This window comes from Pseudomonas caspiana, assembly GCF_040224095.2.
GTDB lineage: Bacteria > Pseudomonadota > Gammaproteobacteria > Pseudomonadales > Pseudomonadaceae > Aquipseudomonas > Aquipseudomonas caspiana.
On record NZ_CP167995.1, the window covers coordinates 3263494 to 3278149 of the forward strand.

Below are 14656 nucleotides of genomic sequence, written 5' to 3' on the forward strand. Positions count from 1 at the left end.
ACCCGCCGCGGCATTCAGGCCAGCGCGAACAACTCTTCTTTGATCTGCTTCTGCGCTGCGGTCAGTGCATTGGCACGTGGCTCGTCGCCGTAGGCCAGACCGTGGGCGAAGACGAATTTCAAATCAGTCACGCCAATGAAGCCGAACAGGACTTTGAGATAGTCTTCATGACCGACGCTGGTCGGCTGACCAACGTGCACACCACCGGCTGTGGAAACGATGATCACTTGCTTGCCGCCAGCCAGACCTTCCGGGCCTGTTTCGGTGTAGCGGAAAGTACGACCCGCCACACTGATACGGTCAATCCAGGCTTTCAGTTGAGTTGGAATGGTGAAGTTGTAAACCGGCGCACCAATCACAACCACGTCCGCATCGAGAAATTCCTGCAGGATTTGCTCGTTGTTCGCCACTTCCTGCTTCTGCGCAGCATCACGGCCTTCTTCAGGGGTGCCCGCAGCGGCCAGCGTTGCCGGGGAAAAGTGGCTCAGCGATTCGCTGGCCAGATCGCGATAAGTCACCTGAGCGTTTTGCTCGACGGCGGTAAAGGCTTCAACAACGTTACGGCTGAGCTGGCGAGACGCGGAGTGATCGCCGAGGATGCTGGAATCGATGTGCAAAAGTTTCATAACGTGCTTCCCAAATGAAAAGTCGCCAGCTGGCGATCAAGTGGGGATAATCCTACAGCGCAAACCAATAGCTGATTAGTCGGCATAAATGCGATAGTTCGTTCTACCTACAGGACAATCGGTTATCAGCATGCAAGACCTTAACGATCTTTACTATTTCGCCAAAGTGGTCGAGTTCGGTGGCTTCGCGGCGGCCGGGCGTCTGCTGGGCATCCCTAAATCACGTCTGTCACGGCGCATTGCCGAACTTGAGTTGCGTCTGGGGGCGAGCCTGTTGCAGCGCACCACCCGCAAACTGGCGCTGACCGCTGTGGGTGAGCGTTACCTGAGCCACTGTCAGGCAATGCTGTTGGAAGCGGAAATGGCCGACGAGGCGGTTGCCTCGCTATCAGCAGAACCTCGAGGACGTTTGCGGGTGTCCTGCCCTGTCGGGATGACCCATTGGAATCTGTCTGAGGTGGTCAACGAATTCCTGATCCGCCACCCGTTGGTGCAACTGGAGTTGATTCTGGTCAATCGTCGGGTCGATCTGGTCAACGAAGGCATTGATGTGGCGCTACGGGTCCGTGACATTGGCGATGAAGATCCAAGCCTGATTGTTCGCCAGCTGTATCCGGCCAGCGCAGCCCTGGTGGCCTCTCCGGCGTTGCTTCGCGGACGCAGTATCAAGCATCCGCAAGACCTCGCCAGTTTGCCAGCGTTGGGCGCCATCGAGGCGGATCGCAAAGTGCATTTTCAACTGTTGCATAGCAATGGTGAGCGTTGTGAGGTGGCGATCGAGCCGCGTCTGGTGGTGGATGACTTTCCGATTCGCAAGAACGCAGCCCTGCTGGGGCTGGGCATGACGCTACTGCCGCTGATGAACTGCCATGAAGAGCTGGCCAATGGTCAATTGGTCCGCCTGCTACCCGACTGGTCACTGCCGAGCGGTAATGTTCAAGCTGCTTACACCCAGCGCCGCGGCATGCTGCCCGCCGTACGCGCGTGGATCGAACACGTCAGCCTTGCGTTCAAGAATGAACCACTCTGGACCGATGTCCAGAAACCAACGGAGCAGACAGATGGACACTGAAGAGGTCGCCGGGTTTTGCCTGCAACTGCCTGGCGCTCGAGAAGATTACAAATGGGGCGGCACCCGTGTGTTTTCCATTGCAGGCAACAAAATGTTTGCGGTGATGGATCTGGCGGGCAAAGGCTTGTCATTCAAGGTCGCACCCGAACTGTTTCTCGGCTACGTCGACCGTCCGGGCATTCGTCCCGCGCCCTATCTGGCACGGGCCTACTGGATCAGCGTCGCTACACCCTACTCCCTGAGCGACGGCGAGTTGCGTGACCTGCTGACTCGGTCTCATCAATTGGTGGTCAGTAAGCTATCGAAGAAACAGCAGATCGCCCTGAAGCTGTGACGGGTTTAGGCTGTGACGGCTTAATAGAAATGCCTGGTCAGGTAGTTGCCGCCGAGAAACAGGCGATCAATCCAGATCGCCTGATGCAGCAAGACGATCAACCAGAACACCAGCTGGAACGACAGTTTGCGGGTTTTATGCCGAAACGCTTGCTGTGCAAGCAGTGCGCCCGGCCAGCCGCCCAGTAGTTCGACAGCGTGCAGCGCTTTCTCCGGCGTTCTCCATTCATTTGTTCTGGCCTGACGCTTGTCACGCCAATACAGGAAGAACGCCAACAAACTCATCACTGCATAGATCGCGCCGGGCACCCACACGCCATTGAGCAGTAACGACGTGAGGCCGGCACCCGGTAGCGCACAGATCATCAGAAAAATAGCCAGCTTCAGTCGCGGATAACGCAACGCCTGCTGTTTAGCCGTCGTCGACTTGTTCGTTCTGACGCGTTGCTCTGAGTTCATCAACCTTGCACGCTGGTCCAGTCAATCCAGCCGAACTGCCAGGTCGCCAGAATCAACAGACCGAAGACGATGCGGTACCACGCAAATACCGCGTAGCTGTGGGTGGCGATGAATTTGAGCAGGCCGCGTACAGCAATCATGGCGAAGATGAAGGAGACAACGAAGCCCAGAGCAAATACCGGAAAATCGTCAGGCTGGAACAGGTGGCGATATTTGTAGCCCGAATACACTGCCGCGCCGACCATCGTTGGCATGGCCAGGAAGAATGAGAACTCGGTGGCGGTCTTGCGCGACAGGCCAAACAGCAGGCCACCAATGATCGTTGAGCCAGAGCGGGAAGTCCCCGGAATCATCGCCAGACATTGGGCACAGCCAACTTTCAACGCATCACGCCAGGTCATGTCGTCAACGCTTTCAGCATGCACCACGTGATCCCGGCGCTCGGCCCAGAGCATGATCACACCGCCAATAACCAGCGCCGTCGCCACCGTGATCGGGTTGAACAGGTATTCGTGGATCAGGTCTGCGAACATTACGCCCAGTATCACAGCGGGTAAAAAAGCGATCAGCAGGTTGATGGTGAAGCGTTGCGCCTGACGTTGCCTGGGCAGGCCAACCACCACGTCGAGGATCTTGCGCCGAAACTCCCAGACTACCGCGAGTATCGCGCCAAGCTGAATAATGATGTTAAAGGCCATCGCCCTCTCGCCACCAAAGTCGATCAAGTCCGCGACAATGATCTGGTGTCCGGTACTGGAAATAGGCAGGAACTCCGTCAGTCCCTCCACAATCCCGAGAATCAGTGCCTGAGCGGCGGTCCAAAGATCCATCATTCCCCCAAGTGAAGCATTGCTCGAAGCAGGCTTCTTGATATTGTCATGTTCAAACAGCGCGCAAATATGCCCGTCGAAAGGTGAAAAGTCCGTTAAAAACGGATGCTTACATCGTTGACCAAGGCAAGGCGTGGCGATCCTAACAGACCTTAAAGCCGGACGCTGCCATTGAAGCTTGACGTGAAACCATTGACGTAACGGGTGCAGTTATTTCAGTAGCCGCTATCGGACGTTTTTTCGATGAATCACTGCGCTTGATGGTCTATGCGCTTACAATCGCGGCCGTTTTCCACCTCCGGGCAATCGCAATGCCCGGACTCCAAACCACCGCAATGGCCGCAGGCGCCATTCTAGTTCCGGAAAAGGTCGCGACTTGATGAAAGTTGTTGTGCTGACAGGCCCTGAGTCCAGCGGCAAAAGCTGGCTGGCAGCAGAAATACAGCGCTGCTTCGGCGGGGTTCTGGTGGGTGAGTATGTGCGTTTCTTCATCGAGCAGAATCAACGGGACACGACCTACGCAGACATTCCTCTAATCGCTCAAGGCCAACTGGACAACGAAAACGCTGCTCGCGCTACTGAGCCCCATTTGCTGATTCTCGATACGCATCTATTGAGCAATATTCTTTGGAGTCAGACGTTATTTGGCGATTGCCCGGCGTGGATCGAGTCTGCCCTGCTGGCGCGACACTATCACTTGCATCTCCTGCTCGACCCGAGCGGTGTCGAATGGGTCGGCGATGGCCAACGTTGCCAGCCTGAGTTTGTGTCACGACAAACCTTTTTCCGCGACACGCTGCACTGGCTTGAACAACATCAGCAGACCTGGCAAGTGATTGGCGGTGACTGGCAGCAACGCCGTGAGCAGGCCTTCGCCGCGGTCGAACAACTACTCGAGCGCGCCTGAGGCTCAACGAATCTGGTGCTTGTGCAGCAACCGGTAGAACGTCGGCCGGGAAATCCCCAGTACCTTGGCAGCGACACTCAGGTTGTCGCTGTGACGGGTCAATACATCACACAAGGCCTGACGCTCGGCCCGGGACTTATAGTCCTCCAGGGTGCCCATGGTACTGACGATATCGTCCTCACCGAGCAAACCCAGGTCAGCCGCTTCAATCTGCCGGCCCTCGGCAAGCACCAGCCCACGGCGAACTCGATTGGCCAACTCGCGCACATTGCCCGGCCAGTCATGCTTACCCATTGCGACCAATGCGTCCTGACTGAAGTTGCGCACGCGACGTCCGGTTTCCTGGCTATAAAAATGCGCAAAATGATTGGCCAGCAACGCCAGATCACCGTGCCGTTCACGCAACGGCGCGGTCCCCACCTGAAGAACGTTCAGGCGGTAATACAAGTCCTCGCGAAAACGTTTTTTACGGATGGCCGACTCTAGATCGACATGGGTCGCCGCCAGAACCCTCACATCTACGGAAATGGCTTCTCGTCCGCCGACGCGCTCGACCTGTTTGTCCTGCAGAAAGCGCAGCAGATTGGCTTGCAGCTCCATGGGTAAATCGCCGATTTCATCGAGAAACAAGGTACCGCCATCGGCGGCCTCAATGCTGCCGATTTTCAGCTCGTTTGCGCCTTCGAACGCGCCTTTCTCATAGCCAAACAATTCACCCTGGAGCAAGTGCTCCGGTGTAGTAGCGCAGTTGATTGCAACGAACGGCTTGCTGCGCCGTTGCGATTGAGAATGCAGGGTGCGCGCCACCAGTTCTTTGCCGGTGCCCGGCTCACCGCGAATCAATACCGGCGACTCCGTAGGTGCCAGCTTGCTCAGCAGCCTGCGCAGCTCACGGATCGGACGACTCTCGCCGAGCATCTCGTGTTCTGGCCCCGATACAAAGGCGGCGCCCTGTGCACGCAAACGCGCCATGCCGTAGGCACGACCCAGCGTGACCTGCATGCGCGCGACGTCAAACGGCAATGTATGAAAGTCAAAAAACCATTCGCAGACAAAATCACCGATTTTCTCCCGGCGCAGGTCGTCCGGGCTCAACACCGCGATCCATTCGGTGTGGCTGCGCGTGATCAGATCCTTGACGACTTCCGGATGCTCGAAGTGATAAGGCATCAGGCGAATCAACCCCACGTCGCAACTGCGACTGACAGCGGATTCAACCGTACTGCTATCGACATCCCAGCCCGCGGCACGCAGGACGGGAATAAGCTGATGACAATCGTCGCACGGATCAACAATTAACAAGCGTCGCAGTGGTGGTGCCGATTCATGCATGGGGATTCCTTGGCGCCGCGATTGAAAATCAGATGAGTAAAATCATTTTATAAACAGGTAGTTGCAACTAACGATTTGAACATTAGCAAATATTTGACAGTCGCTTGGACTGTTTGACTATATGGTTCAGATCGAAAGGTAATTAGCTGTTCATGAATGGCGGGCGGGCGTTTTTTATCCGGCGCGGGTTGCTGAATATTCGTCGAACCTCGGTGCCGGAGGCCGTGAATACAGGGGGCATGTAAAAAAATTTGAAAATAATCGGCGAGCTGTGTGACTTGAAAGGTATCGGGGGTCATCAACACAAGTAACCCGCTGAACGGTAAGCCCAACCGACAGCGCTCAAATTTGATACGGGCACTTTGAGGAAATAACCATGAACGCCCCATTGCGCTTCAACGATGCACTCTTGATCGCTGGACACGCTTTTGAACCTTTCCAATGCGTCGCCTGGGCACCGCAAGACGGTAACGGCGAGCTGAGCCTGACGGTCATCGACCGTACCAGCAATCGTATTGGTCGCCGCCAGATCGCACGCAGCACCTATTCGGATGCCAAACGCCTGGCCAACGAGCTTGAACTGGCCCGTGCTGAAATCAGCAATGAAGGCCACCGCCTTGAGCCGTGGACCATGCCAGCCTGAAGCAATCGCAGTACCCGGCAGGAGCTGCCGCAGGCCGCGATGGCGGAGTGTCAGAACAGACGCTTCGCAGCCTTCGGCAGCGCCTACCGGGATGGCATTACAGTTAATAGATCGTATCGCAGCGGTTCGAGAGTCCTAAGGGCCTAACGAGTCTTCAGTTCATTAATGTGCTGATACTCAATCCCCAGCCCCATCGCCATCTGTTGCGCCCTCCCCAGTCGAATCGGTCCGCTTTCAATATCGATCAGCAAGCCCGGACAGTTGAAGGCCGATAACCCGCCCGAGTCTTTCACCCGCCCATCTGTCATGACCAGCAGACGCTGTTTTTCGGCAGGATGCTGCTTCTGACGTTTATCCAGCCATTGGCGAGCCTGATCAAACGCAGCGATTAACGGCGTGCCGCCACCTGCACCCAGTTCATCCAGCCAGGGTTGCAATGCCCGCGACGCTTTGAGCCCTTGATGTTGCCAGCGCGGCGTTTTGCCGCTGGCCGTCAGCAGCGCCAGACGCACACGGCGGCGATAGGCGTCATCAAACAGTTCGGCCAGCAGACCTTTGGCCTCGCGCAGCATTTGATGGCGCTTGGTGGAAGCCGATGCATCGACGATCACCAGCCACAGCTCATTGGCGTGCTGGCTTCGTGGTTGACGGATCAGGTCGGCGCGGACCTTGGGCCTTCCGCGCAACAGCGTCGGCAACCAGGCAATCGCTCCGTTAGCACCGCTGCGTATCGCCCCGGTTCGACCACCCGCCGCTTTACCGCGCCGGGGCTTGGCATCCGCCCCCGCAACTGTGCGAGGACGGATGCCTAAGGCTTTTTTGGCCAGCTCGGCACTTCACGACGCACGCCTGTCGGCATGGCCTGCGCTGGCAATTCCCCCCAACTGCCCTGCCCTTGATCCGGCGCGGACTGTTGAGTGTGTGTAGACGGGTTTTGCTGCGATTCAGGTTGCTGCGGTGGCTGCTGCTCCTGGGGTGGCGGCCGATCTTGAGGAGAGTGACGACGCCGGTGACGCAAGGCAAACTCTGCCACGGCGTCTATATCCTGCTCTTCAATCGCCGAGACACCGCGCCAGGCCGCGTGAGCACGGGCAGCCCTCAGCCAGACCAGATCAGCGCGCATGCCATCAACACCCGCAGCAAAACAGCGTTCGGTGATGACCGTGAGCGACTGATCATCCAGCGCGATGTTGCCCAGAATACTGCGCGCCTGCTCGCAGCGGAGTTTCAACGCCTGCTGCTGATCACTCCACTGCGCGCAAAAGGCCTGCGGATCGCTGTCGAAGTCCAGACGCCGGCGTATGATTTGCCCACGCTCGGTCGGCAAGGTTTGCCCGCTCAGCGCCACGTTCAGGCCGAAGCGATCCAGTAACTGTGGCCGCAATTCACCCTCTTCAGGGTTCATGGTGCCAATCAGCACGAACCGCGCCGGATGACGATGAGAGATGCCGTCACGCTCCACCAGATTCACGCCGCTGGCGGCAACGTCCAGCAGCAGGTCAACCAGATGATCAGCCAACAGGTTCACTTCATCGACATACAGCACGCCGCCATCGGCCTTGGCCAGCACGCCAGGTGAAAACTCGGTCCGACCTGCGCCCAACGCAGCGTCCAGATCCAGGGTGCCCACCAGCCGTTCTTCGGTAGCGCCTAACGGCAGCGTGACAAACTGCCCGCTTGCCAGCAAGTCCGCCAACCCCCGTGCCAGCGTCGATTTCGCCATGCCCCGCGGCCCTTCAATCAGCACACCGCCGATTTTCGGGTCGATGGCGGTCAGGCACAGCGCCAGTTTCAGTTCGTCGGCACCCACCACTGCAGCCAGCGGGAAATGCGGGGTGTCACTCAAAATCGTGTCAGGCAACGTCATCAGCTCTCTTCTATGTCCAGCAACAAGCTTTCCAGCGCGTCACGATAATTTCCTGGCTCTTGCCATAGCCCACGCTGCTGGGCTTCAAGCATGCGTTCGGTCATATCACGCAAGGCATCAGGGTTGTGCTGCTGAATGAATTCCCGGGTCGACGGATCCAGCAGATAGGCATCGGCCAAAAGCGCATATTGATGGTCGTCAATCAATTCGGTGGTGGCATCGAACGCAAACAGGAAGTCCACAGTGGCGGCCATCTCGAATGCGCCTTTATAACCATGGCGTTTGACGCCGTCGATCCATTTCGGATTCGCCGCTCGAGAGCGAATGACCCGGTTCAGCTCTTCCTTCAGCGTACGAATCTTCGGCAAGTCTGGCTGACTATGGTCGCCATGGTAGCTGGCGGTCTTCTGGCCACTGAGGCTTTCAGCGGCCGCGAGCATGCCACCCTGGAACTGGTAATAGTCGTTCGAATCGAGCAGGTCGTGCTCGCGGTTGTCCTGGTTCTGGACCACCGCCTGAACCTGCGACAAGCGTTTGGCAAAGCGCTCACGCGCGGGCGTGCCTTCATCGGCCGCGCCATAGGCGTAACCGCCCCAGTTCAGATAAACCTCGGCCAGATCATCCCGGCTCTGCCATAAACGACCGTCGATAGCGCCCTGCACGCCCGCACCATAAGCACCGGGCTTGGCGCCGAAGATACGCCAGCCTGCCTGACGCGCAGCCTCGTCATCAGCAACGCCGTTTTTCAACAGCGCGGCACGCTCTTCGCGAACTTTGGCGGCCAACGGGTTCATGTCGTCTGGCTCGTCCAGAGCAGCGACAGCCTGTACCGCAGCGTCGAACAGGCGGATCAGGTTGGCGAAGGCGTCGCGGAAGAAACCCGAGACCCGTAGCGTCACGTCAACACGCGGTCGATCCAGCAAGCTCAACGGCAGAATCTCGAAGTCATCGACACGCTGACTGCCAGTCGCCCAGACCGGCCGCACCCCCATCAGCGCCATCGCCTGAGCGATATCGTCGCCGCCCGTGCGCATGGTTGCGGTGCCCCAAACCGACAACCCAAGTTGACGTAAATGATCACCATTGTCTTGTAAGTGCCTCTCCAGCAACAAGTTTGCTGACTGGAAGCCAATACGCCATGCGGTGGTGGTGGGCAGATTTCGCACATCGACCGAAAAGAAGTTACGCCCGGTAGGCAGCACGTCTATACGCCCGCGACTCGGCGCACCGCTGGGGCCTGCGGGTACGAAGCGCCCGCTTAGCGCATCCAGCAAACCCTGAATCTCTGCCGGACCACATGCGTCGAGTCGCGGAGCCACAACTTCTTTTAAACTATCAACAATATCCAGTAGATCTTTGTTTTCAAAAGGAATATTAAAATCTAAATCGTCGATTACTTGTTCAATCATCCACGCAGCGTACAGTTCCAGACGCTCGCGGGTATCACCCGCCGTTCGCCATGGATCTGCGCTGATGGCGAGAAGCGCTGGCGGCCTGGCTGCCAGCCAGGGCTCGGCAAGCTCACAGTCCAGCGGGTCGAAACCCAGCTCAAAGGCTTTACTCAAGGCCCGCAACAGACTCGACTGCGCGCCACGGCCATCGCCTCGGGGAATACGCAACAACGCCAGCAAAGTATCGATGCGCAGGCGGCCGGTGGGTGACTCACCGAAGATATGCAGACCGTCGCGAATCTGGGATTCCTTCAGATCACACAGATAGGTGTCCAGCCGTGGCAGCCAGATCGCGGCGTCTTCATCCTGTAACGAATTACCCAGCGCCAATTCCCGATCAATATGGGTTTCGCGGACCAGCTTGAGGATGTCGCGTTGCAGTTCCAGAGCACGACGAGGATCAAGCAACTGTGCTTCGTAATACTCGTCCGCGAGCAGCTCAAGATTGCGCAACGGCCCGTAGGTTTCGGCTCGGGTCAGCGGCGGCATCAGGTGATCGATAATCACCGCCTGCGTGCGGCGTTTTGCCTGAGCGCCCTCGCCCGGATCGTTGACGATGAACGGGTAAATGTTTGGCATCGCGCCGAGAATCGCATCCGGCCAGCAGGTTTCCGACAGCCCGACGCCCTTGCCCGGCAGCCATTCAAGATTGCCGTGCTTGCCCACATGCACCACCGCATGTGCGCCGTAGGCTTTACGTAACCAGAAATAGAACGCCAGATAACCATGGGGCGGGACCAGATCAGGGTCGTGATAGACCGCACTGGCGTCCACCTGATAACCCCGCGCGGGCTGAATACCAACAAAGGTCAGGCCAAATCTGATCCCGGCAATCATCATCCGCCCACTGCGGAACATCGGGTCTTTATCCGGCGCGCCCCAGCGGGCAATCACCGCTTCACGGTTGGCCAGAGGCAATTGCTCAAACGCTGCGGTGTACTCATCGAGCGCCATGCTTTGGTGACAGGGACGCAGATCAATGCTGTCCAGATCATTGGTAACGCCGCCGAGCAGTTGGTGAATCAAATCAGTGCCGGTTTCCGGTAACCCGGCAACCGGATAGCCCTCGCCCTGCATGGCACGCAGGATATTAAGTGCGGCCGCTGGCGTATCGAGGCCGACACCATTGCCGATTCGCCCGTCGCGGGTGGGGTAATTGGCCAGAATCAGTGCAACGCGCTTGTCGGCGTTCGGCAAACGCCCAAGCAATACCCAGCGACGCGCCAGCTCAGCAACAAAGTCCATGCGCTCCGGCTGCGGGCGATAGCAGACCACATCCGACTGACTACGCTCGCTGCGCCAGGCCAGATCCTTGAAGCTGATCGGCCGACTGATAATCCGCCCGTCCAGCTCTGGCAAAGCAATGTGCATGGCCAGATCGCGAGCACCCAGGCCTTGCTCGCTTGCGCGCCAGCCGGGTTCGTTATCCTGGGCACAAATCGCCTGAATCACTGGCACATTGCGCCTGAATGGTCGCAGGTGCGGGGTTTCCGGGCTGGACTGAGCAAAACCTGTGGTATTCAGGATCAGCTCAGCGCCCACATCGTCCAGCCAATCCTCGACCACCGTCATGCAACCCGCCTCTTTGAGGCTGGCCACGGCGATAGGCAACGGGTTCAAGCCTTGCGCCTGCAAACGAGCGCAGAACACGTCGATGAACGCGGTATTGGCGGCCTGCAAGTGCGAGCGGTAGAACAGCAGCGCGACGACGGGCTGATCCGCCACCCAGTCAGCGAACCATATTTCAGGATCGGTGCTGACGCCTTGGGGATGATAAACCGCAGTACGCGGCAAGGCTTTTGGCTCGGACCACGGATAATCCCGATCCAGCATACGAGTAGCAAGACAACGGTAGAAATCCAATGCGTTGTGCATGCCACCCTGACGCAGAAATTGCCATAGCCGGTGGCAATCCTCGGCGGGCGCAGTGCTGCGTTCAGTCAGTTCGGGATCATGACGATCACAGCCCGGCACCATGATCACTTGCACGCCCCGTGCTGCCAGTTCCATAAGACGCTCGACGCCGTAGCGCCAGTAGCCGATCCCGCCGTGCAGGGAAATCACAATCACTTTGGCGTGGCGCAGCACCTCATCGACATAGAGATCGACCGAAGCGTGGTTTTGAACCTGCATCGGGTTAGCCAGACGCAAGCTCGGGTAATCGTCCGGCAGTTGCTGAGCCGCTTCGGCGAGCAGTGCCAAGCTTGAATCACCGCTGCAGAGAATCACCAGCTCGGCGGGGGTTTGCCCCAAGTCGGCAATACTGTCGTCCGGTACAAAACCACCGGGCTGGGTTCTCAGCAGATGCATGAATCAACCCGCTAGCGCAGCGCGCAGCTGGGATTCAAGCGCAGCAGCGTCGAGTTTCTGGCCAATCAATACCAAATGAGTGGCGCGCTCTTCGTCAGCCCCCCAGGCGCGGTCGAAGTGCTTGTCGAAACGCGTACCCACGCCCTGAATCAGCAAGCGCATCGGCTTGCCCGGTATGGCGGCGAAACCCTTGACCCGCAGAATGCCGTGCTGCACGACCAGTTGGGTCAGTGCATCGAGCAACAGACTGTCGTCAGCTTCGGGCAGTTTGATTGAAATGGAATCGAACGCGTCGTGATCGTGATCATCGTGGTCATCGCCTTCGTGATGATCATGATGGGTCTTGCGTCCATCGATATGCTGCTCGGATTCAGCACCCAGGCCCAGCAAGACATTGATAGGCAGACGACCGCTGCTGGCTTCGATGACCTTGACCGCTGGCGGCAGCTCTTCGGAGACTTCGGCACGCACGGCGGCCAGACCGGCAGCGTCGATCATGTCGGACTTGTTGAGGATTACCAGATCAGCGCTGGCCAGTTGATCAGCAAACAACTCATGCAGTGGCGATTCATGATCCAGGTTCGGATCCAGCTTGCGCTGTGCGTCGACCTGATCAGGGAAAGCAGCAAACGTACCTGCGAGAACTGCGGGGCTGTCGACGACAGTGATGACCGCATCAACGGTGCAGGCATTACGAATTTCTGGCCACTGGAAGGCTTGTACCAGTGGTTTTGGCAGCGCCAGGCCGGAGGTTTCGATGAGGATGTGGTCCAGATCGCCACGCCGTGCCACCAGTTCACGCATGACCGGGAAGAACTCTTCCTGAACGGTGCAGCACAGGCAGCCGTTGGCCAGTTCGTAAACACGGCCAACCGCCTCTTCTTCGGTGCAACCGATGGTGCATTGCTTGAGGATTTCGCCGTCAATGCCCAGCTCGCCGAACTCATTGACGATCACGGCGATGCGCCGACCTTCCGCGTTATCCAGCATGTGGCGCAGCAAGGTGGTTTTGCCCGAACCGAGGAAGCCGGTAACGATAGTGACGGGAAGTTTGGCCAGTGTTTTCATCGGATGCCCTTTGGCAATACGGCGGGCAAGCAGGACGAAAACCCTGTGTGGCCACAAATGTGTAGCCACAGAGATACGATTCGCCACCGGATCACCCCGCCCGGTTGTAGTGAGAATTCGTCGGGCACAAGGCCCGAATCGAGGCAGGTCTCCTGGCTTGCGGCGCACCCGGAGCATCTCCGGGGCAGTCATTGCGCCTTCCCGCACAGACAGAGGCTGCGCAGTGGCTTTGCAGAGACTGTGCGATAAATCAGCACCGCTTACAGTTGCGGGGGCAGCCGCGGCATCGACCGCGTTCCCGTCTTAGCTCCATGCCATTGGATCAGCTGGAGAACCTCGAACCTGCAAGGCTACGCAGTGACTGCGGGCAGGTCAATCGACTGATTGACGTTCCATGCAGGCGCATGCTCTCCTACACGCCTTGTTACGGGTGCCCCTCACGGGGTGAAACGGGAAACCGGTGCGTTCAGGCCTTTGGTCTGTGCAAGTCCGGCGCTGCCCCCGCAACGGTAAGTGAGCGAAGAATCAGATCCACTGTGCCGATCACGGCATGGGAAGGCGATTCTTGCAGGTTGAACGCCATCGAGCGCTCGGCCCCTCACAAGCCCGGAGACCGGCCCGACATGAAACAAATAACGAACCCGCGGTGGGCGGGCGCAGTTGCACTCCCCTGACTTTCGTCAGCGGGATATTGCTGCGCATGCCTGCTTGCCGACATCCAGAGGGAAGCGCCATGTCGATCAGTACAGCCAGCCATTCCGCCAGCACTGCAACCACCCGAAGCCAACGCCTGACCGCCGCCATCAGCGCAGCGATTCTTGGTGCCTGCCTGGTGTACTTCGCGGGCTTCTCCCACATCGAAGCGGTACACAATGCCGCTCACGATACCCGGCACAGCGCCGCCTTTCCTTGCCATTGAGACCTGACGCCATGTTCAAGCGAATCGCTCAAACGGCCGGGTTTACTGGCCTGCTTGCCGCCCTGCTGTTGACCCTGCTGCAAAGTTTCTGGATTACGCCGTTGATCCTGCAGGCTGAAACCTATGAAAACGCACCTGCCGAACAGGTCCATCATCACGCTCACGACGAGGCCGCACCGGCGGGTCACGTGCATGACGACGAAGCCTGGTCGCCGGAAGACGGCTGGCAGCGCATCGTCTCGACCACGGGTGGCAATCTGGTGGTCGCGGTCGGCTTCGCACTGATGCTGGCGGCGCTGTACACCTTGCGAGCGCCGGGCAAAACCTCCCAAGGCCTGTTCTGGGGGCTGGCCGGTTTTGCCGTGTTTACCCTGGCGCCAACGCTGGGCCTGCCACCTGAGCTGCCGGGCACCGCTGCTGCGGACCTCAATCAGCGACAAATCTGGTGGATCGGCACGGCAGCCTCGACGGCTGTTGCTCTCGCGCTGATCGTCTTTGCCCAGAACTGGCTGTTGAAAGCCTTGGGCGTGGCGATTCTGGTAGTGCCTCACCTCATTGGCGCTCCGCAGCCTGAAACCCATGAAAGCCTGGCACCAGAAGCGCTGGAGTCGCAATTCGTGATGGCTTCGCTGCTGACCAACGCGGTGTTCTGGATCGCCATGGGGCTGATCAGCACGTGGCTGTTCCGTCGCAACAATCCTGATCTCGACCCAGCCTGATCTTGAGCAAATTTGACATAAGCTGGCTCGCAGCAAACATTGGATCTGTAGGAGCTCACGAGCACCGCGAGGCAGCGATGGCGTCCCGCCGGATACACCCTCGTCGCTGCCTCGCAGCGC

At 58.5% G+C, this 14656-nt stretch carries 14 protein-coding genes and 2 riboswitches; of the genes, 6 read left to right on the top strand and 8 right to left on the bottom strand.

What is annotated here, in order from left to right; translation table 11 throughout:
• Positions 1–14: 14 nt before the first annotated feature.
• Positions 15–626, bottom strand: a complete 612-nt coding sequence (locus ABRP31_RS14985) for an FMN-dependent NADH-azoreductase (protein ID WP_349972860.1) — start codon at positions 624–626, stop codon at positions 15–17.
• Between the two features lie 130 nt (positions 627–756).
• Between ABRP31_RS14985 and ABRP31_RS14990 the strand changes: the two genes are divergently transcribed.
• The gene (locus ABRP31_RS14990) at positions 757–1698 is read left to right on the top strand and encodes a LysR substrate-binding domain-containing protein (protein WP_349972857.1); all 942 of its coding nucleotides are present in this window, start codon (positions 757–759) and stop codon (positions 1696–1698) included.
• Positions 1688–2032 carry an MmcQ/YjbR family DNA-binding protein gene (locus ABRP31_RS14995; protein WP_349972855.1) on the top strand — a complete coding sequence of 115 codons (345 nt, stop codon included), beginning with the start codon at positions 1688–1690 and terminating at the stop codon, positions 2030–2032. The genes ABRP31_RS14990 and ABRP31_RS14995 overlap by 11 nt, the downstream gene beginning before the upstream one ends.
• A 20-nt stretch (positions 2033–2052) precedes the next feature.
• Here ABRP31_RS14995 and ABRP31_RS15000 read toward each other — a convergent pair whose 3' ends face one another.
• Together ABRP31_RS15000 and ABRP31_RS15005 are read right to left on the bottom strand one after the other, a co-directional pair.
• Positions 2053–2490: a DUF1294 domain-containing protein gene (locus ABRP31_RS15000; protein ID WP_349972853.1), complete on the bottom strand. Its 438-nt coding sequence runs from the start codon at positions 2488–2490 to the stop codon at positions 2053–2055.
• Complete coding sequence (locus ABRP31_RS15005) at positions 2490–3320, bottom strand: undecaprenyl-diphosphate phosphatase (protein WP_349972850.1); 831 nt, start codon at positions 3318–3320, stop codon at positions 2490–2492. The genes ABRP31_RS15000 and ABRP31_RS15005 overlap by 1 nt, the downstream gene beginning before the upstream one ends.
• Positions 3321–3699: 379 nt before the next feature.
• On the opposite strand from ABRP31_RS15005, the gene ABRP31_RS15010 reads away from it, so the two are divergent.
• Complete coding sequence (locus tag ABRP31_RS15010; protein ID WP_349972848.1) at positions 3700–4227, top strand: AAA family ATPase; 528 nt, start codon at positions 3700–3702, stop codon at positions 4225–4227.
• 3 nt (positions 4228–4230) lie between these two features.
• Here the strand turns inward: ABRP31_RS15010 and ABRP31_RS15015 are convergent, their stop codons facing one another.
• Positions 4231–5559, bottom strand: coding sequence for a sigma-54 dependent transcriptional regulator (locus ABRP31_RS15015; protein WP_349972846.1), 1329 nt, complete (start codon positions 5557–5559; stop codon positions 4231–4233).
• A gap of 376 nt (positions 5560–5935) precedes the next feature.
• Here ABRP31_RS15015 and ABRP31_RS15020 point away from each other — a divergent pair, with 376 nt between their 5' ends.
• Complete coding sequence (locus ABRP31_RS15020) at positions 5936–6202, top strand: hypothetical protein (protein ID WP_027901210.1); 267 nt, start codon at positions 5936–5938, stop codon at positions 6200–6202.
• A 143-nt stretch (positions 6203–6345) separates the two neighbouring features.
• Here the strand turns inward: ABRP31_RS15020 and ABRP31_RS15025 are convergent, their stop codons facing one another.
• The 4 genes from ABRP31_RS15025 to cobW all read right to left on the bottom strand — a co-directional run bounded on the left by ABRP31_RS15025 (position 6346) and on the right by cobW (position 12898).
• A complete protein-coding gene (locus ABRP31_RS15025; protein ID WP_349972916.1) occupies positions 6346–6933 on the bottom strand; it encodes a VWA domain-containing protein in 588 nt (195 codons plus the stop codon).
• A 77-nt stretch (positions 6934–7010) separates the two neighbouring features.
• Positions 7011–8048, bottom strand: coding sequence for an ATP-binding protein (locus tag ABRP31_RS15030; RefSeq protein WP_372489443.1), 1038 nt, complete (start codon positions 8046–8048; stop codon positions 7011–7013).
• Positions 8049–8068: 20 nt separating this feature from the next.
• The gene (gene cobN / locus ABRP31_RS15035) at positions 8069–11830 is read right to left on the bottom strand and encodes a cobaltochelatase subunit CobN (protein WP_349972843.1); all 3762 of its coding nucleotides are present in this window, start codon (positions 11828–11830) and stop codon (positions 8069–8071) included.
• A gap of 3 nt (positions 11831–11833) precedes the next feature.
• Positions 11834–12898, bottom strand: a complete 1065-nt coding sequence (gene cobW, locus ABRP31_RS15040) for a cobalamin biosynthesis protein CobW (protein ID WP_087264196.1) — start codon at positions 12896–12898, stop codon at positions 11834–11836.
• A 124-nt stretch (positions 12899–13022) separates the two neighbouring features.
• Positions 13023–13252: riboswitch (cobalamin riboswitch) on the bottom strand.
• A gap of 57 nt (positions 13253–13309) precedes the next feature.
• Positions 13310–13535, top strand: a riboswitch (cobalamin riboswitch).
• Positions 13536–13631: 96 nt separating this feature from the next.
• On the opposite strand from cobW, the gene ABRP31_RS15045 reads away from it, so the two are divergent.
• Together ABRP31_RS15045 and ABRP31_RS15050 are read left to right on the top strand one after the other, a co-directional pair.
• The gene (locus tag ABRP31_RS15045) at positions 13632–13817 is read left to right on the top strand and encodes a CbtB-domain containing protein (RefSeq protein ID WP_349972842.1); all 186 of its coding nucleotides are present in this window, start codon (positions 13632–13634) and stop codon (positions 13815–13817) included.
• Positions 13818–13828: 11 nt separating this feature from the next.
• Entirely contained in the window at positions 13829–14536 is a 708-nt protein-coding gene (locus ABRP31_RS15050) for a CbtA family protein (RefSeq protein ID WP_349972841.1), read from the top strand.
• The last annotated feature ends 120 nt before the right edge of the window (positions 14537–14656 follow it).